The organism is Algoriphagus namhaensis, assembly GCF_042649705.1.
GTDB classification, from domain to species: Bacteria; Bacteroidota; Bacteroidia; order Cytophagales; family Cyclobacteriaceae; genus Algoriphagus; species Algoriphagus namhaensis.
Genome location: NZ_JBHRZS010000003.1, coordinates 239490 through 255427 on the forward strand (window position 1 = coordinate 239490; position 15938 = coordinate 255427).

Sequence of the window (15938 nt, forward strand, 5' to 3'; positions counted from 1 at the left end):
TCGATCAATTTAAAAAGTTTTTGATTTCTCGGATCACGGCAGTTGGCTGCTCGGCATGAAGCCAGTGGCCAGCATTTGGTACTTTGATCAGCTGGTAATTTGGGAAAAACGAGTAGATATCTTCACAATCAGCGTCGGTAACATAATCTGATTTTGCACCGGCTAGAAATAAGGTTTTTCCTTCAAATTTCTCTTCACTTTCCAGGGCTTGCCCCACCTCTTCGATGTTTTTGGTGATGACTGGAAGGTTGATTTTCCACACAAAACCACTTTCGTCCCTACCTAGACTTTTCAGCAAAAACTGTCTGATTCCAGCTTCAGGGATAAATTCTGCTAACTTCTCATCAGCTTCTTTCCGAGATTGAAGTTCTCCAAGTGGGAGGGAGTTGAGTCCTTTCAAAATAGACTGATGATGTACAGGATAATACCGTGGGGCGATATCCGCCACAATGAGTTTGGCTACGCGGTCTGGATACTCCAAAGCGAAATTCATTGCCGTCTTTCCGCCCATAGAGTGGCCCATGAGATAGACACTGCTGAGTCCTTCATCATCCAAAAGCTCGAGAAGGTCTTCAGCCATGACTTGATAATTCCATTCGTCTGATTGAGGAGAATCGCCATGGTTTCGCTGATCAACAAGGTAAAGAGTGAAAGACTCTTGCAACTCTCTGGCAATCGAAAACCAATTGTCAGCAGATCCAAAAAGTCCGTGGAGAATAACTAGTGGAGGCCCAGAGCCTACTTTTTTGAAGTTTAGTTTCATTTAAGAAATTAGATTTTAGATATCAGATTTAAGATTTTTAGTGATCTCATATCTGGTTATGTGAATGCTTACGCCAGTCTTCTGAAAGGGTTCATTAGATGCTGGCTACGCATCAATTTTAAACTTTACATTTTACATTTAAACATTTTCAAGTTTTCTTCTATACATCTGGATCGTATTCTCAAGCCCGTAATACAATGCATCACAGATTAGCGCATGGCCGATGGAGACTTCATCCAAAAATGGAATAGATTTCTTGAGGAAAGCAAGGTTGTGCAAGTCTAGGTCATGCCCTGCATTTAAGCCCAGGCCAAGCTCACGTGCAAGATTCGCTACTTCCACATACGGTGCCACGGCGGCTTCGGGGTTTTTTGGGAATCCAACAGCATAGGGTTCGGTGTATAGCTCAACTCGATCGGTTCCTGTTTCTTTTGCTGGCGTAAAGTACTTAGCTTCAGGATTAATGAAAATCGAAACTCGCACTCCGGATCCATGGAGTTCGGAAACTATATCTTGAAGCATTGTCAAATGTGTAATCGTATCCCAGCCGGTACTGGAAGTGATAGCTTCAGGGGGATCGGGTACTAGGGTGGCCTGTGCAGGTTTTACCCGTTTGACCAAATCCATAAATCGTCGATCCGGATATCCTTCGATGTTGAATTCAGTCTGGACTACTTCTGAAAGATCCAATACATCCTGAAATCGAATGTGTCGCTCATCTGGTCTAGGGTGTACCGTGATCCCCTCAGCGCCAAAGCGCTCACAGTCTTTGGCTACTTGGACTACATTGGGATTATTCGCTCCCCGAGCATTTCTCAGGGTGGCAATCTTATTAATATTTACACTTAGCTTCGTCATATCCGGCTAGAAAAGGTATTTTTGGCAAGATAACTTATGGTATAATACAAACTTAGAACGAATGAGTTTAAAGCAGACGATAGAAAGTGAAATTAAAGCGGCAATGATCGCAAAAAACAAGTCTAGATTAACCGCCCTCCGCGCGATCAAATCTTTGATCCTTCTTGAGGAGACTAAAAGTGGGGCAAAAGCCGAAATCACAGAAGAGGATGAGTTGAAGCTTTTAACCAAAGCAGCCAAGCAGCGAAAAGATTCGGCAGAGATTTATCGTGGGCAGGGGAGAGCCGATCTTCTCGAAGTGGAAGAAGCAGAACTTGCTGTGATTCAAGAGTTTTTGCCGAAGGCCTTATCTGATGAAGAAATAGAGATAGCTGTTTCCAAAATCATCACTGAATCAGGAGCTGAGGGGATGAAAGACATGGGCAAAGTGATGGGAATGGCAAGCAAAGCACTTGCAGGCAAAGCAGATGGCAAGGTGATTGCTGATAAAGTGAAAGCACTACTTTCTTCCTAATTTGGAAACTATTGACATTATTATTTTAATCATTGTGGGCCTAGGTGCCATCGAGGGATATCGAAAGGGATTCCTGATGAGTGTTTTAGGTCTCTTTGGTTTTGTCCTGGCCATTGTTTTGGCCTTTTACTTTATGGATACCATGGCGGATTGGCTAGCCGAGAACGTCGACTCGCTTAGTATTGGCTATCCTATTCTTGCCTTTTTTCTGATTTTTGTTGCCACCATGCTTATCGTCAATGGTGTAGGTTGGGTACTGAAAAAAACGATTGATATGGTCCTTTTGGGAAGTTTGGACAAAGCTGCAGGTGTAATGCTTGGTGCAGTAAAAGTTGCTTTCTTTCTAAGTCTATTTTTCTATTTGGCCAATATGTTTGACCTCGACTTGCCGAAGAAGTGGACAAGAAAGAGTGAGGCAATGCCATATATTGAGCCAGTAGTGCCATTCATTGTCGATCTTATGGAACCGAGTATGCCTGTCATCGACCAGACTTTGAAAAAGATGGAGGAATTGGTGGAAAAAGTAGGAGACGATCTTTCCAAAAAGAAGGACTGATTTACCTCAAATCAATTATCTCGACTCCTGGGTAGGATTTCGGATCAAAAGTGAAATAGCTCTCTGCCAAATTTGTTGCTGTTTTCAGATTGACAAAGGTGTAAGAAAAAGTCCCACCTTGGCCATCAAACATTTCCCAACCCATAAGATTTTTCGAGGCTTTATTGATCATCAGATTCACTCGCTCAAAAGGCGCTCCAGACTGTTGAGCAACTAACTCAACCACTTGAACCGTTTGCCCTTGATATAGCTTTTCCCCTTTTAATGAGTAATCAAAGCCCTCTTCATACATTCTATAAATATTCGAGGGAGTCAATTCACCTTCCATTTGAGAGACATCATTCACAGTTACTTCTTTATAGGTATCCGTTACAATGTAGGTCCAAACCGTTTTCCCGTTATTGAAAATCTCTTGATCCGGGAGCTTGAGTCTGTATTTTTCGGCTTTTACAGCGATCTCGCCACTTTGTTTGTCACTTACTCCTCCAGCATCACTATAAGTGAAATCAAAGTTAGCAGTGAAGCCATTCATTGCTTGGTATTTGGTGCTCATGGCATCTAATACTGATTTGGCTTTTGGGTCCTTTTGGGCCTTTACTTGAATCGAAAAGATGAGAAGAAACAGTAGGGCTACGTAACGTGTAATCTGCAACATGGAATAGGTAGCGACGGGTAAGTTTTCGCTACTACAAACTATTCAATAACTGTTCCAAACTCGCATCATCCTGGATCAAGACCTCTCGTGCTTTTGAGCCCTCAAAAGAACCTACCACGCCGGCTGCTTCAAGTTGGTCTATGATTCTTCCTGCTCGATTATACCCGAGTTTAAGCTTGCGCTGAATCAAGGATGTACTTCCCTGCTGATGCATAACAATGAGTCTTGCTGCATCATCAAAAAGTGGGTCGCGATCAGAGAGATCTACATTTCCAATTGAGCTGTCACCATCCTCTCCTTCGTATTCTGGGAGTAAATATGCGTCAGAGTAGCCTCTTTGCTCACCGATCCAATCACAAATGGCATCGACCTCTGGTGTATCCAAAAATGCACATTGGATTCGAATCATATCAGAGCCCTGAGAAAGCAGCATATCTCCCATACCTATGAGTTGATCTGCTCCACCTGCATCTAGAATCGTGCGGCTATCAATTTTTGAAGTCACCCTAAAGGAGAGTCTCGCAGGGAAATTGGCCTTGATAATACCTGTTATAACATTTACAGAAGGTCGCTGGGTCGCCACCACCAAATGAATCCCAATTGCTCGAGCGAGTTGTGCCAGTCTCGCGATAGGAGCTTCGATTTCTTTGCCGGCGGTCATCATCAGGTCTGCTAACTCATCGATGACCAGTACGATGTAAGGCATATATTTATGTCCCTTGTCTGGATTAAGTTTTCTGGCAATGAATTTAGCGTTGTATTCCTTGAGATTTCTCGTGCCCGCATCCTTTAGCAAATTGTATCGATTATCCATCTCGATACATAGCGAATTCAGTGTGTAAATCACCTTTTTGGTATCGGTGATGATTGCTTCCTCCGCGCCAGGAAGCTTAGCCAGGAAGTGTCTTTCGATTTTATTGAAAAGAGAAAGCTCCACCTTCTTTGGATCGACTAGGACAAACTTCAATTGGGAAGGATGTTTTTTATAAATCAGCGAAGCCAAAATCATATTTAGTCCCACAGACTTCCCTTGACCTGTTGCACCTGCCATGAGGAGGTGTGGCATTTTTGCCAAATCTCCCACAAAAACCTCATTGGAAATGGTTTTACCTAAAGCAATGGGCAGGTCTTTGTCCGACCGCATAAATTTTTCTGTGCCGAGCACTGCACGAGCGGGAACCAGTTCACGGTTTTTATTCGGGACTTCAATTCCGATTGTTCCCTTTCCTGGAATAGGGGCAATGATTCGTATTCCCAAGGCAGCCAAACTCAGAGCGATATCGTCTTCCAGGTTTTTGATTTTGGAGATTTTAATCCCCTTTTCAGGTACAATCTCATAAAGAGTAACTGTGGGGCCAATGGTCGCCTTGATTTCCTGGATTCCTATTTTGAAATTTTCAAGAGTCTCTACGATCTTATTTTTGTTCTCTTCGAGTTCTTGTCGAGTTACCGTTACTTTTTGAAGATCGTATTCATTCAGTAAATCCAAAGTAGGGTATTTGTAATTGGCTAGGTCGAGTGTCGGATCGTAGGCATCCAGATTTTCTACTTCATCCGCCGTTTTCTCCTCTTGTGGTTTTTCTATAGAAAAAACTTTTGGAGCGCCTGGCTCAGGTTTTTCTTGAATCTCTTCGAGTAGGTTTACTTCCGAAAGTTGTATTTCTTTTTCTGGGGCTTTTTGAGCAGGTTTTTCCTCACTTTTTATTTCCCAAAGGGACCCATCGTCCTCTTCGATTTCTTCATCTTTATCCTCTGAGTCATCTAATTGGTCAAAGGGATTGGCTCCAGCTAGCGGTTCAATGGGTTCCATATCTGGAATTTGATCTTCTGAACCATCCTCTTCTGTGGATTTGCTTGAAAACCACTCTAGCGTATTGATATCAAAGTAGAAAATGGCAAACACGAGCAATGAACCCCCAAGCAAGATAAATGTCCCCCAACTCAGGAAATCTGCTGAGAGCTTTGCCAATTCATAGCCAAAACCTCCCGAAAGAAAACTCCAATAGGAGTAGCCTTGGATCAAAATGACGATATATCCAGTAAGCAAGCCGAGCCAAAATGTAAAGAATAAGGCAAAGGATGCATAGCGCGTAAGGGACATTATTTTGGCTTTGAAAGCCATTCGTACGCCAAGGATAAATAAGAAAGGAGGGAAGAGGAATGCTGCTATTCCAAACCAGCGGAAAATCATCCAATGTGCAGCCTGTGCCCCTAAGTATCCTAACCAGTTGCTAGAATCTCGGGCTACTTCCCGAAGCTCTTCGGTCCCATCACTCATCACTAAGCTTTGATCCTCTGGGCCACTGATCAGGTAGCTGACAAAAGCAATAAAAAGAAAAATAGAAATGGAAATCAGTAAAATACCAAGAGTCAAAGTCAGCTTTGGGCTTTTCATTTTTCCAAAAGAAAAACCAGGACCTTTAGCCTTTGATTGGGCTTTGCTGGTCTTTTCTCCTTTTTTTCTGAAAGTATTGGTTCTGGGCTGATTTGAGGCCATGTAGTTGGGTCGAGTGCGTATTTAAGTTAAGAGTAAGATGGCTAAACAAAAATAATCTAGCGCGAAAAATAAGCCAACAATCCTTTTTTGATTCGCTTAATCAGTCCAGGTCCCTCATAAATCATGCCCGAGTATACTTGAATGAGGCTTGCTCCTGCTTCTAGCTTCTCTATCGCATCTTTCGCTGAAGCAATTCCCCCAACTCCAATGATTGGGAAGGACTTATTTGACTTGTCTGATAAATAGCGAATCACTTCCGTACTTCTTTTGGCCAACACTTTACCACTGACACCTCCTGCGCCTATGGCTTCGATCTGATTCTTGTCCGTTTTCAACTGACTCCGATCTATCGTTGTATTGGTTGCGATCACTCCGTCAATCTGCGTCTCTTGCACGATTTCTACAATGTCATCCAATTGTCCATCGGTTAAGTCCGGAGCTATTTTGAGTAAGATCGGTTTTGGTTTATCCTTGAGATCATTAGCTTCCTTTACTGCTGTGAGCAAGGCTTTCAAGGGCTCTTTTTCCTGAAGATCGCGGAGATTTGGTGTGTTTGGTGAACTTACATTCACCACGAAATAGTCCACATAGGGATGCAACTGCTCCAGACAATAGAGGTAGTCGTCTACCGCTTTTTCATTCGGAGTGACTTTATTCTTCCCAATATTTCCTCCCACAATCACATCCGATTTTCGCTTCTTTAGTCGCTCTACAGCTTCCAAAACCCCACCATTGTTGAAACCCATGCGATTGATCAGTGCCTCGTCTTCAGGAAGGCGAAAAAGTCTTGGCTGAGGGTTTCCGGCCTGAGGTTTTGGGGTGAGCGTACCAATTTCTATAAATCCAAAGCCCAGCATAGCCATTTCATCGATCAGCTTGGCATCTTTGTCAAAGCCTGCGGCCAAACCTACAGGATTTTTAAACTTTAGCCCAAATACCTCTCGCTCCAAAGCAGGATGATCAAATTGGTAAGTCGAGTTCACCAAATCCCCGATCAATGGAAGATTAAAGGTGAATTTGGTGAGGTCAAAAGTGAAATAATGCGCGTCTTCCGGCTTTTTGAGAAATAGAAGTGGTTTGAGGATTGACTTGTACACTTTCGGTGGGGTTTGGCTTACTGGACAAAGTTAATATTCCCAGCCGGATATGGACCAATCCTCACCAATTCAACAGATACAATCTGCTACGAAATTTTTTATGCCTTTGCGAACGTTGATCCGAACTGCCTGAGCCAAAGAAGCGAAATTCAGGCTGGCGCTTTCCCCCTCGCCTAATGGAATGGGCAAGCCATCGATTGTGGTGGTGACTGCATAATCAGAGATCACCTCACCGGTGGCAGTTTCCATTAAGGCAATTCTCAAAGAATTACTTACCCTTGTATCACTTTCCCAATAGGTTCCTGAATCAGGGTTGGAAGGTTCTAGGTTTTGCCAGTCCCCGGTCCAGCGCAGTTCACCCAGACTCAAACCCAGCAAATACGGAATCCCCAATTCCAGATCAATATTGGCTCGCTTTATAGGGTCATCAACATCTTTAATGCCAGTCTTAAGCAATTCATAATCCATCTGATCGTATAGAGTGACTTGAGTAAAGCCCTCCTCACGAAAGGTTTCTAGGATTATTCGTTCCAGTTCATTTTGCTCTGAAATGGAAAGCTGGCGGAAGCTCTCCTGCCAATTTAAGGGAAGTAGGAGAATTCCATCACTTTTGCTCAAACAAACGTGGCATTCTATCCTTGGGTAGATTTTAGTGGTGCTGCAGGAGGCTAAAAACCCAATAATGATGGAGGTGAGAAGAAACTTTTTCAAGCGAATAAAAGAATTTCTTTTAGGGTTTGGATTCGGATATGGTGCGCTGCCTAGACCAATTGCTTGCAAGAGCAATGACCGAGATTAGTTGGAAAAGTATGGCAAGGCCGAGAATCCAATCGGCATTTGGGTTGTCATTGAGTTTAAAGTAGCCACCTAATATCGCTCCCCATACACTGAGGAAGAGAAGGCGAAGCATGAACTTTTGTCTTTTAGTCATGATCAAATATAAGAAGGAAAAGCATTACTAGTTATTCTTTAGTTTTTGTTGCTGCCCTATAGGGTTTTCGATACTCTGAAAAACCATTGCTCTAATGTCGATTCTCCTTTTCCACTCTACTTTCTCGGATGAAAATCCGTCAGCACCTGTCTCAAATAATCCCTATCCAAATGGGTGTAGATCTCCGTGGTGGTGATGCTTTCGTGTCCCAGCATTTCCTGCACGGCCCGCAGGTCTGCGCCACCCTCGATCAGGTGTGTGGCAAAGGAATGCCGAAAAGTATGCGGACTGATGTTTTTGTTAATTCCGGCCTGCTCCGCAGTTTTTTTGATGATCAGAAAGATCATCACTCGAGTGAGTTTTTTTCCTCGACGATTGAGGAAAACATACTCTTCATGACCTCTTACGGGGGATTGGTGAATTCGTATTTCCTCCTCGTAGATTTTCAGGTACCGTAAAGCATCTTTGCCAATGGGTACGAGCCGTTCCTTGTTTCCTTTTCCAATCACTCGCAGAAAACCTACGTCTTCGAAGACTTGACTTTTTTTCAATTCTGTCAATTCTGATACCCTCAATCCTGAGCTGTAAAGCATTTCCAGAATGGCTCGATTTCTATGTCCCTCTGGTTCGCCCAGATTGATTGATTCCAGGAGTTGCACGATTTCCTGATAGCTCAAGGTATCGGGAAGTTTGCGGCCTAGTTTCGGCGCTTCCAGCAATTGAGCCGGATCCTCGCTGATCTCATCCTCATACATGAGGTATTTGTAAAAGGCCTTGATCCCTGAGATTACCCTGGCTTGGGTGTAGTCGGAGATTTCCAGCTGAGCAAGGGTGTTTACAAAGCGGCGCAGATGTTCCAAATCAAGCTCTTTTGGGCCTTTTTCCGGAAAATTTTTTGAAATATAATTTGCTAGCTTTTCTACGTCCCGGGTGTAGGCTTCAATGGAATTTTCACTCAGTGAGCGTTCCAATTTAAGGTAATGACGGAAGCGTTTGGTGTAATTCTCCCAGGATTTTGCTATGCTATTCTCAGCCATGGTGAAAAATAGGTCGGAATTTTGGAAGGTTCAAAAAAGTAAAGCTATACTTACTTAAAAGTAAATTCTAACTTTAAGCCACAAACCGACTCGATCTATCGTGAAAATTCAAATCATCAACGGCCCTAATCTCAACCTACTTGGCAAGCGTGAGCCTGAAGTGTATGGAAACACTTCTTTTGAGGAGTATTTTGAGCAGCTCAAGTCACTATTTCCTCAGGTAGAATTATCTTACTATCAAAGTAATGTGGAGGGTGAATTGATCAATAAAATTCATGAAGTGGGGTTTTCTTTTGATGCTATATTGCTGAATGCAGGAGGTTATACGCATACTTCGGTGGCGATTTCCGATGCTATCGCGGGGGTGACCACGCCCACTTTGGAGGTGCATATCTCAAATATCTACAAACGCGAAGAATTTCGACACAAAAGCATTATTTCCAAGTCCTGCGTAGGTATGATCTCGGGCCTAGGCCTGAAAGGCTACGCACTCGGTATTCAGTATTTCCTCTAATTTCTCAAACCTATGTTGACTTTTGCCCCTGGGCCATCCAAAGTTTATGATGCCCTTTCAGATTATCTTCAAGATGCTGTGCGAGAAGGAATCCTCAGCGCCAATCATCGTAGTGGACCATTTATGCAGATGTATCAGGAGACCGAAGCGCTGATGCGACAGAAGCTCCATATGCCTGAGGATTACGTTTTGCTTTTCACATCATCCGCTACGGAAAACTGGGAGATCATCTCCCAATCCATCGTAGAGTCTGCTAGTTTTCATATTTACTCCGGATCTTTCGGAGGGAAATGGGTAAAATTCGCGCAGCATATCATCCCAGAGTCTAAGGCATTAAAAATCGCTGCGAATGAAGCAATCCAGGTAAGTTTATTGGATATTCCCGAGCAGTTTGATTTGATTGCTATAACGCAAAACGAAACTTCCAATGCCTCTCAGGTGCCCATGTCGGTGATTGCAGAGATCAAAGAAAAGTTTCCCGAAAAGATGATCGCTGTGGATACCACATCTTCCATGGCCGGTATCGAACTCGATTTTTCACTGGCTGATATTTGGTATGCCTCGGTACAAAAATGCTTTGGCCTTCCTGCTGGTTTGGGACTTTTGATGCTTTCGCCAAAGGCTATAGAAAAATGCGAGCAAAAAGGCGAAGAGGGCAGATACAATAGTCTCAGCTTTATGCTCGAAAATGCCCGTGGGTATCAGACACACTACACCCCGAATGTACTAGGAATTTATCTTCTCAATCGGGTGCTCAAGGACATGCCGGAGATCCAGCATATTGACTCTAATCTGCGAGAGCGAATGAATAAACTTGAAAATTGCATTGCGAACACTACTTCCCTGCGGATGCTCGTGGACAATGAAGCCACTCGCAGTACCACTGTCATGGGTGTGACCGGGTCAGAGAGTCTAATCACCAAGGTGAAAAAGGAAGCTCTGGAGGCTGGATTTCAACTAGGAAGTGGCTACGGACCACTTAAGCCCACAAGCTTCCGAATTGCTAATTTTCCTGCGATCACAGATTATGAGATGAATGGGTTGATTGAATTTTTGAGCAAATATTAAGTTGGTGCTAAGATAGATTCAGTGAGGCTGATTTCCTTGTTCAGACTTTTCTCATAAATCAAGGATCCTTCGCTTTCGGAAAAGAAAAACCTACCTTTGCGGCATGATTGATTTCAAAGAGATTTTATCGGTGTCGCTGATCCTGTTTTCGGTGATAGATATACTCGGTTCTATACCGATCGTTATCAATTTACGGAAAAAAGTGGGCCACATCCAGTCCGAAAAAGCCACTTTGGTTGCCGGGGTACTCATGATTCTATTTCTAGTAGGTGGGAAATCAATCTTGGGTCTATTTGGGATTGGTGTTGAAGATTTTGCCATTGCTGGAGCCTTGATCATTTTTGCAATCGGAGCAGAGATGATTTTGGGAATTGAGATTTTTAAAGCAGATCCAGAAGCGACTACTGGGGCCTCAATTGTGCCAATTGCTTTTCCTTTGATTGCAGGTGCGGGTACCTTGACCACGATTTTAACTCTGAAAGCAGAATTTGCTCAATTGAACATCGCAATTGGTATCGTACTTAATTTGATTCTGGTCTACGCCGTCTTGAAAAGCACCACTTGGCTCGAGCGGAAACTCGGCAAAACCGGGCTCGATGTTTTGAGACGAATTTTTGGAATTATCCTTCTGTCAATCGCGGTGAAAATCTTCAAAACAAATGTCTTCCCTTCTGAGATGTTTTAAGAGTTCCACCTTGGACTTTGACATTTCTCTTAACTTTAAAAAATGGTAACGATTTACACGGATGGGGCGGCCAAAGGTAATCCTGGGCCAGGCGGTTATGGTGCTGTTTTGAAATTTGGAAAGCACCGAAAGGAGCTTTCTGAGGGTTTTCGTTTGACAACTAATAACCGGATGGAACTGCTCGCGGTAATTCGTGCATTGCAAGCTCTAAAGAATACTGAACACGCGGTTCAAGTGTATTCGGATAGTAAATACGTAGTGGATGCCATAGAAAAGGGCTGGCTTTGGGGCTGGCAGAAAAAAGGCTTCAAAGACAAGAAAAACCCTGATCTCTGGCTTCGATATATTCCGCTACACTTGAAGTACAAGCCGAAATTTATCTGGGTAAAAGGCCATGCCGGCAACATTGAAAATGAGCGATGTGATCAGCTTGCAGTGCAAGCCGCTGAAGGGTCAAACTTGCCTCCCGATGAAGGGTATGAAGCGAGTAAGTAAAGAGAAACTTTACTGATTTAATCCTAAAATTGCTTTTAAAGAAATCTGGTAACTTTTTGAATTAAAAATCCCCCATAGTGCGAACAGGGATATCCTTTCGCGATGGATCGGTCAAAGGTGAAAATTCCGATTTTGGATACTGCCAGCCTTCATCGTTTAATTCATAGAGTAAAGGAGCTAGATTTTGAACCGCAGCCTTGCACCCTTGCACGATAGCTCCCATTTTTCCTGTTTGCTTAGAAAGTACTGCTTCGTTTTCGATCTCGAAGGGTCCAACAAAACCTTTCTCCTTCAATTTGTTTACAAAAGCTCTCCAATCCATGGAGTCACCTAAACCGAAGCCCGGTAATGTGGCTTCGTAATGATGTCTATCCCACGAGCTAGTAGGCTGCGGAACGCCGGCCTTTTTCGCTAGTTCTGGATTCACTGCATGTGTTGGATACATATTTCCCCAGATTGGATCAGGCAGATTCCGAGTGGATTTCACATGAATCCGCTTCAGCCGACTCATGTCGGTGTGCTGGATGACTTCTACAGGGTCTGTGTGTTGCCAAACGTCATGGGAAGGATCGTAAATTTCTCCGTGATTTGGGGATGGGATGAGTTCGTACATCAGTTTCCGAGCGGCGAGCACTCCAGTGAGATTGTTGTAAGTTCCGCTGAATTTTTCGGATCTCCAGCCTTCCATGGGGCAGTTTTCGTAGAGGACGGTCACGCCGAGATCTTCAGCGTATTTGATGATTGGGCTGAAAACTTTCTGGTATTCGAGTAGATTTTTTTCAAAGCCTCCTTCTTGATTTCCCAATTCGTGATTATATCCGACGAAAGTCCCCACTTTCACATCATTTTCGTCTCCTCCGAGCAGATGAGCGATTCGGATGAGTGCAAGCAGGTGGTTTTGGTTTTTGATGCGATGGGTAGGATCGCCACCGATTAGGTTTTCAAAAGCTCCAATGGATAGTCGGAGTTGGGCTTTATTAAACTTTCCTAAAACTTTCGTGGCTTCTTCAGGTCCAAAATTCTCATAATCCAAATGAGTAGCCACAAAGTCATCTCGTTGCCCATCTCGACGAAAAACGCAAAGGTCTAGGCCCTGAACTTCGATTTCTTGAGCTTTGCTGATGGTTTGATCAAGATTCAGCGTATCAAAAGCTGAAGTCATGATCCAGATTGGATTTGCCATGAAATTTTGGGTTGTAGTTGGAATGAAAAATTAGAAATTGTCTGGCGAAATACCCAATTCCAAGGCTAGGAATACCGTCTTCGGATCTCGATTTTTTGCTTTTGCCGCTCCCAAATGGCATTTGCGAGATCCATTGCCAGTTCATCAGGTTCGGATTCATGGAGAATTTTCTTCAGTTTGGCCTCGCTAAGATCGATTCGATAACAAATCTGTAAAAATCGCTCAAAATCCTGATTAAGTAGTTGCCGTATGGCTTTGCTGAGCCAATCAATGGCCTGCTCCTCATCCAGATCCTCTTTGGAAGTTGGTAGCTGAAGGTCTTTTTGAACCAAGGCTAGGGTTTGTTGGGCTAGATCTTTTTCCATAAAAAAAGTCCCGCGAGAACGGGACTGAATTTTTAATCTTCTTTTGTTTCGCTGTCGGCCTTAGGTGCCAAGGCTTCTGGCATTTCCTTTCGGATGATTTTATACCAAGAGATCATTTTTTTAATGTCAGAAATATAAACTCTAGATTCATCCACATCTGGCAATATGTGCTTCATAAAAGCGCGAAGTTCAGAGTCATCAGGGTTGCTATCGAGTCCCAAATCACCCTCAAACTCAGCTTCAATCTTTTGCATGACGAGCTCTAAGGGCTCGGCACCTTCCTCTGTGGTGGTATAGATCGAAATATCGGATAGAATCGATACTCTCTGAGCCATTCCAGCTACCATTTTCATTTTTTTTGCATCCAGACTTTCTAGGATGACCCCTGTACGTGAGGGTTTCAATACTTTAAATAATCCTGGTTTCCCAGCTACTGTTGCTAAATCTTTAAAATCCATATTGTGGTCTTTTTCCAGCTGCAAATATAGGCCTTCTAGCCATTCAATGTCCCTGATTCGTATTCTTTCACCAATTCTTCCAAAAATTCAACCAACTCGGCTTTACCTGTAGCATTTTCTGCCGAAGTCACGAAATATTGTGGAGCCTCTTCCACATAGTTTTCCAGTTTGCGGAGGAAAGCCTGAACGTTTTGATTGGTTTTGTTTTTGGACTGTTTGTCAGCTTTGGTGAATACCAAAACGGCAGGGACACCTTCGGTAGCGCACCACAGGATGAACTCTAAATCGATAAGCTGTGGTGGCAGTCGGCTGTCGATAAGAATGCAGATCCCGCAGAGATTTTCTCTTTTTTTCAAGTAGGTACTGATCATTATTTCCCAGCCATCCTTTACTTTTTTATTCACTTTGGCAAAGCCATAGCCTGGCAAATCGACCAAATACCAGCGATCATCAATCATGAAGTGGTTGATCAATTGAGTTTTCCCGGGTTTTTGAGAGGTTTTGGCTAAGCCTTTTTTATCTGTGATGCTATTGATCAGTGAACTTTTACCCACATTGGATCTACCAATAAAGGCGATTTCCGCACGGTCTGGCTTGGGACAATTTCCAGGATTGGAATTACTGATTACGAATTTGGCGTCTTTGATCATGGGTTTTGATTATCTCACAAAAGTAGAACATTCCTGAGAATGAGCTTTTCATCACTTCCATCTAACATTCTTCGCTTCCTCGGGTTTCTTCAGTAATATTGCAATTCCAAAGAAAAACAGCTGATGGCAGTAGTACCTTACAAAGATAAACAAGACCCCAAGAAAGCACAGGTGGCAGAGATGTTTGATAACATCAGCCCGAAATATGACTTGCTCAATCATGTATTAAGTCTCGGGATTGATATTACCTGGCGAAAGAAGGCAGTGAAAATGTTGACTGAGGATCAGCCTAAGTTGATTTTAGATATTGCTACGGGTACAGGTGATTTTGCGATTGAGGCCTTGGCACTCAAGCCAGAGAAGATCATTGGAGTAGATATTTCTGAAGGCATGCTCGCAGAAGGGCGCAAGAAAATGAAGAAAAAAGGCCTTGAGCATATCATAGACTTGCAGCTTGGAGATTCGGAGGGATTACTTTTTGAGGATAATAAATTTGATGCGGTGATCGTTTCCTTTGGAGTACGAAACTTTGAAAATCTGGAAAAGGGTCTAGCAGACATGTATCGGGTGCTGAAGCCTGGTGGGAAGACAGTAATTGTGGAATTTTCTAAGCCAAGAAGCTTTCCTATGAAGCAAGCGTATGGCTTTTATTCCAATTATGTTTTGCCTCAAATCGGTAAGGTTGTATCCAAGGACAATTCTGCTTATACTTATCTCCCAGAATCGGTGCAGGCTTTTCCAGACGGAGAAGATTTCTTAGCAGTACTCAAAAAAGTAGGATTTACCAGCGTTGTATGCAAACCACTCACTTTTGGAATCAGCTCAATTTACGTTGGGGTAAAGTAGCAGTTTCCTTTTTTCTTTTTATCGGATTGAGCAGCAGTTCCTTTGGTCAAGGGATGTTTGGACTATTGAGTGGATCTGGATCAGACGATCAGACGATTTCTTATGGTTTTTTCTTAGCTGGTCATACTTCAATTTATCAGATCAAATACTCCGACGCTTTTTTAAATTCGGCAAATCCCGCCGCACCTAATGTAGCACGGATTTCACCGGATTATAAGCCTGGTTTTTCGCTTGGCTTTATTGGTATGTTGAAATTCCACGATCAGCTCCATCTTTTGCTCACACCAAAAATTGGTTTTTATGAGTATGATCTGGATGTAACTTTTTTTGATGGAGTGCTTGACAATACTGTACAGCCAGATGTAGAGCAAACCTTCAATACAGTCCGTTACACTTCTGAACAGACCCTTGTTGAATTTCCGCTTCTGCTCAAGTATCGGTCACAGCGGTTCAATAACACACGGATGTATTTTCTTGGAGGTGGAAGCTATAGATTCCGAACCAAATCACAGGATGAAGCTAATCTAGATGACTTGACTGTTGATGGGCAAGATTTTACACTTGAACTGGGGATGGGTTTTGAGATTTATTTCAAATACTTCAAGTTTGCTCCAGAAATACGCTTTTCGCACGGTTTGGTGGATATTTATCAACCTCAAAACAGTAATCCACTTTTTGCGGATGCCATTTCATCCGTTAAACCCAAGACAATCACCATCTATCTGAATTTCCAGTAGAGATTCGCTACTTTTTTTAGAATCTCTTA

Annotated in this window: 20 protein-coding genes; 8 read left to right on the top strand and 12 right to left on the bottom strand. The window is 43.1% G+C overall.

All coding sequences use genetic code 11. From position 1 onward, the window contains the following. Positions 1-4 precede the first annotated feature (4 nt). On the bottom strand, positions 5-763 hold the full coding sequence (locus ACFOSV_RS02695; protein WP_377903131.1) for an alpha/beta fold hydrolase: 759 nt from the start codon (positions 761-763) through the stop codon (positions 5-7). 138 nt (positions 764-901) lie between these two features. Further along, entirely contained in the window at positions 902-1621 is a 720-nt protein-coding gene (locus tag ACFOSV_RS02700; RefSeq protein WP_377903133.1) for a pyridoxine 5'-phosphate synthase, read from the bottom strand. A gap of 61 nt (positions 1622-1682) precedes the next feature. On the opposite strand from ACFOSV_RS02700, the gene ACFOSV_RS02705 reads away from it, so the two are divergent. Further along, positions 1683-2135, top strand: a complete 453-nt coding sequence (locus tag ACFOSV_RS02705; protein ID WP_377903135.1) for a GatB/YqeY domain-containing protein — start codon at positions 1683-1685, stop codon at positions 2133-2135. 1 nt (position 2136) lies between these two features. After that, a complete protein-coding gene (locus tag ACFOSV_RS02710) occupies positions 2137-2691 on the top strand; it encodes a CvpA family protein (RefSeq protein ID WP_377903137.1) in 555 nt (184 codons plus the stop codon). 1 nt (position 2692) lies between these two features. On the opposite strand, the gene ACFOSV_RS02715 is transcribed toward ACFOSV_RS02710, so the two are convergent. From ACFOSV_RS02715 to xerD, 6 genes are all read right to left on the bottom strand, one after another. Beyond that, positions 2693-3346 carry a LolA family protein gene (locus ACFOSV_RS02715; protein ID WP_377903139.1) on the bottom strand — a complete coding sequence of 218 codons (654 nt, stop codon included), beginning with the start codon at positions 3344-3346 and terminating at the stop codon, positions 2693-2695. Between the two features lie 31 nt (positions 3347-3377). Beyond that, entirely contained in the window at positions 3378-5843 is a 2466-nt protein-coding gene (locus tag ACFOSV_RS02720; RefSeq protein WP_377903141.1) for an FtsK/SpoIIIE family DNA translocase, read from the bottom strand. A 56-nt stretch (positions 5844-5899) separates the two neighbouring features. Continuing rightward, complete coding sequence (locus ACFOSV_RS02725; protein ID WP_377903143.1) at positions 5900-6940, bottom strand: quinone-dependent dihydroorotate dehydrogenase; 1041 nt, start codon at positions 6938-6940, stop codon at positions 5900-5902. A gap of 69 nt (positions 6941-7009) precedes the next feature. Next, positions 7010-7651: a hypothetical protein gene (locus ACFOSV_RS02730; RefSeq protein WP_377903145.1), complete on the bottom strand. Its 642-nt coding sequence runs from the start codon at positions 7649-7651 to the stop codon at positions 7010-7012. A 19-nt stretch (positions 7652-7670) separates the two neighbouring features. After that, positions 7671-7871 carry a hypothetical protein gene (locus tag ACFOSV_RS02735; RefSeq protein ID WP_377903147.1) on the bottom strand — a complete coding sequence of 67 codons (201 nt, stop codon included), beginning with the start codon at positions 7869-7871 and terminating at the stop codon, positions 7671-7673. Between the two features lie 116 nt (positions 7872-7987). Then, the gene (xerD, locus tag ACFOSV_RS02740; RefSeq protein ID WP_377903149.1) at positions 7988-8908 is read right to left on the bottom strand and encodes a site-specific tyrosine recombinase XerD; all 921 of its coding nucleotides are present in this window, start codon (positions 8906-8908) and stop codon (positions 7988-7990) included. Between the two features lie 100 nt (positions 8909-9008). On the opposite strand from xerD, the gene aroQ reads away from it, so the two are divergent. From aroQ to rnhA, 4 genes are all read left to right on the top strand, one after another. After that, positions 9009-9422, top strand: coding sequence for a type II 3-dehydroquinate dehydratase (aroQ, locus tag ACFOSV_RS02745; RefSeq protein WP_377903151.1), 414 nt, complete (start codon positions 9009-9011; stop codon positions 9420-9422). Positions 9423-9434: 12 nt separating this feature from the next. Next, complete coding sequence (locus ACFOSV_RS02750) at positions 9435-10490, top strand: aminotransferase class V-fold PLP-dependent enzyme (RefSeq protein WP_377903153.1); 1056 nt, start codon at positions 9435-9437, stop codon at positions 10488-10490. A gap of 103 nt (positions 10491-10593) precedes the next feature. Then, positions 10594-11175: a MarC family protein gene (locus ACFOSV_RS02755; RefSeq protein WP_377903155.1), complete on the top strand. Its 582-nt coding sequence runs from the start codon at positions 10594-10596 to the stop codon at positions 11173-11175. A 42-nt stretch (positions 11176-11217) separates the two neighbouring features. Beyond that, the gene (gene rnhA, locus ACFOSV_RS02760) at positions 11218-11670 is read left to right on the top strand and encodes a ribonuclease HI (protein ID WP_377903157.1); all 453 of its coding nucleotides are present in this window, start codon (positions 11218-11220) and stop codon (positions 11668-11670) included. 61 nt (positions 11671-11731) lie between these two features. Here rnhA and ACFOSV_RS02765 read toward each other — a convergent pair whose 3' ends face one another. The 4 genes from ACFOSV_RS02765 to yihA all read right to left on the bottom strand — a co-directional run bounded on the left by ACFOSV_RS02765 (position 11732) and on the right by yihA (position 14326). Continuing rightward, on the bottom strand, positions 11732-12853 hold the full coding sequence (locus ACFOSV_RS02765) for a sugar phosphate isomerase/epimerase family protein (RefSeq protein WP_377903159.1): 1122 nt from the start codon (positions 12851-12853) through the stop codon (positions 11732-11734). A 65-nt stretch (positions 12854-12918) separates the two neighbouring features. Continuing rightward, entirely contained in the window at positions 12919-13218 is a 300-nt protein-coding gene (locus ACFOSV_RS02770) for a hypothetical protein (protein WP_377903161.1), read from the bottom strand. A 32-nt stretch (positions 13219-13250) separates the two neighbouring features. After that, entirely contained in the window at positions 13251-13676 is a 426-nt protein-coding gene (locus ACFOSV_RS02775; RefSeq protein ID WP_377903163.1) for a DUF5606 family protein, read from the bottom strand. 35 nt (positions 13677-13711) lie between these two features. Then, a complete protein-coding gene (yihA, locus tag ACFOSV_RS02780) occupies positions 13712-14326 on the bottom strand; it encodes a ribosome biogenesis GTP-binding protein YihA/YsxC (protein WP_377903165.1) in 615 nt (204 codons plus the stop codon). Between the two features lie 123 nt (positions 14327-14449). Here yihA and ubiE point away from each other — a divergent pair, with 123 nt between their 5' ends. Further along, the gene (gene ubiE / locus ACFOSV_RS02785; protein ID WP_377903167.1) at positions 14450-15172 is read left to right on the top strand and encodes a bifunctional demethylmenaquinone methyltransferase/2-methoxy-6-polyprenyl-1,4-benzoquinol methylase UbiE; all 723 of its coding nucleotides are present in this window, start codon (positions 14450-14452) and stop codon (positions 15170-15172) included. Then, a complete protein-coding gene (porT, locus tag ACFOSV_RS02790) occupies positions 15121-15909 on the top strand; it encodes a type IX secretion/gliding motility protein PorT/SprT (protein WP_377903169.1) in 789 nt (262 codons plus the stop codon). The genes ubiE and porT overlap by 52 nt, the downstream gene beginning before the upstream one ends. The last annotated feature ends 29 nt before the right edge of the window (positions 15910-15938 follow it).

Excerpts from the sequence above, each read along its gene's own strand:
- ACFOSV_RS02695 (WP_377903131.1), bottom strand. The coding sequence starts at position 763 with ATGAAACTAAACTTCAAAAAAGTAGGCTCTGGGCCTCCACTAGTTATT.
- ACFOSV_RS02700 (WP_377903133.1), bottom strand. The coding sequence starts at position 1,621 with ATGACGAAGCTAAGTGTAAATATTAATAAGATTGCCACCCTGAGAAAT.
- ACFOSV_RS02705 (WP_377903135.1), top strand. The coding sequence starts at position 1,683 with ATGAGTTTAAAGCAGACGATAGAAAGTGAAATTAAAGCGGCAATGATC.
- ACFOSV_RS02715 (WP_377903139.1), bottom strand. The coding sequence starts at position 3,346 with ATGTTGCAGATTACACGTTACGTAGCCCTACTGTTTCTTCTCATCTTT.
- ACFOSV_RS02720 (WP_377903141.1), bottom strand. The coding sequence starts at position 5,843 with ATGGCCTCAAATCAGCCCAGAACCAATACTTTCAGAAAAAAAGGAGAA.
- ACFOSV_RS02735 (WP_377903147.1), bottom strand. The coding sequence starts at position 7,871 with ATGACTAAAAGACAAAAGTTCATGCTTCGCCTTCTCTTCCTCAGTGTA.
- xerD (WP_377903149.1), bottom strand. The coding sequence starts at position 8,908 with ATGGCTGAGAATAGCATAGCAAAATCCTGGGAGAATTACACCAAACGC.
- ACFOSV_RS02750 (WP_377903153.1), top strand. The coding sequence starts at position 9,435 with ATGTTGACTTTTGCCCCTGGGCCATCCAAAGTTTATGATGCCCTTTCA.
- ACFOSV_RS02755 (WP_377903155.1), top strand. The coding sequence starts at position 10,594 with ATGATTGATTTCAAAGAGATTTTATCGGTGTCGCTGATCCTGTTTTCG.
- rnhA (WP_377903157.1), top strand. The coding sequence starts at position 11,218 with ATGGTAACGATTTACACGGATGGGGCGGCCAAAGGTAATCCTGGGCCA.
- ACFOSV_RS02765 (WP_377903159.1), bottom strand. The coding sequence starts at position 12,853 with ATGGCAAATCCAATCTGGATCATGACTTCAGCTTTTGATACGCTGAAT.
- ACFOSV_RS02770 (WP_377903161.1), bottom strand. The coding sequence starts at position 13,218 with ATGGAAAAAGATCTAGCCCAACAAACCCTAGCCTTGGTTCAAAAAGAC.
- ACFOSV_RS02775 (WP_377903163.1), bottom strand. The coding sequence starts at position 13,676 with ATGGATTTTAAAGATTTAGCAACAGTAGCTGGGAAACCAGGATTATTT.
- yihA (WP_377903165.1), bottom strand. The coding sequence starts at position 14,326 with ATGATCAAAGACGCCAAATTCGTAATCAGTAATTCCAATCCTGGAAAT.
- ubiE (WP_377903167.1), top strand. The coding sequence starts at position 14,450 with ATGGCAGTAGTACCTTACAAAGATAAACAAGACCCCAAGAAAGCACAG.
- porT (WP_377903169.1), top strand. The coding sequence starts at position 15,121 with ATGCAAACCACTCACTTTTGGAATCAGCTCAATTTACGTTGGGGTAAA.